At 28.8% G+C, this 666-nt stretch carries 1 protein-coding gene; it reads right to left on the bottom strand.

Annotated features, from left to right (window positions below; translation table 11 throughout):
- A partial coding sequence (locus BKH41_RS09525) for a restriction endonuclease subunit S (protein WP_180762817.1) occupies nt 1-579 on the bottom strand: 579 nt, incomplete at its 3' end.
- Nucleotides 580-666: the final 87 nt, after the last annotated feature.

The following is a 666-nucleotide window of genomic DNA, read 5'->3' as shown; positions in this document are numbered from 1 at the left end:
ATTTAAAGATTCAAAGCTTAAGAGTTGGTCGCGGTAGTATTCGTATTGCTTTTTTCTAGCTGTAAGTTCTGCTTGAAGTTTAATTTGAAGTTCTGTTGTGAGATCTGTGAATTGATCTAATATATGGACGATTTCATTTTGGACTTCTATGGGTGGGATGGGGATTGGAAAATTTTTAATAACTTCAAAACTTAAATTGTTTATCGTTGAAGATTTTAATGTATATCCCAAATAACTTTTGAATATTCTACCTGTGAGTATATGAAACAAAAATCGCGAATTTAAAAATTTTTCAGTTCGAATAACTGCCATAAACCCGCCAAAGGAATAATCCATATCTTCAGTTATATATGCAACTTTTCCTATATGTTCTCTACTGCCTGAACCTGCACAAATTAAAATATCATCTTTTTTTAGAATTTGATCATTTTTTACTTTTACAGATTTATCGATCAATTTAATATCTTCAAAATTCAATGTATTGGAAAAAAGCGTTATATTATTTGCTCTAAAAATTTTCCAATGTTCTTCATTCTTATTTTGAATTTCTTTTGATTTGTTATAAGTAACGCCCCTAATAAAAAAACAACAATCTTGAAAGGGTTTATGGGGGGGGGGGCATAACTCCTTTTAATTTATTATTTAAATTCATTTTTTTCCTTTGTA

The sequence above is a fragment of the Helicobacter sp. 12S02232-10 genome, from assembly GCF_002272895.1.
Classification (GTDB): Bacteria; Campylobacterota; Campylobacteria; order Campylobacterales; family Helicobacteraceae; genus Helicobacter_J.
Note: the sequence above shows the minus strand (reverse complement) of the source record. Positions and strands in the feature narration are given on the sequence as shown.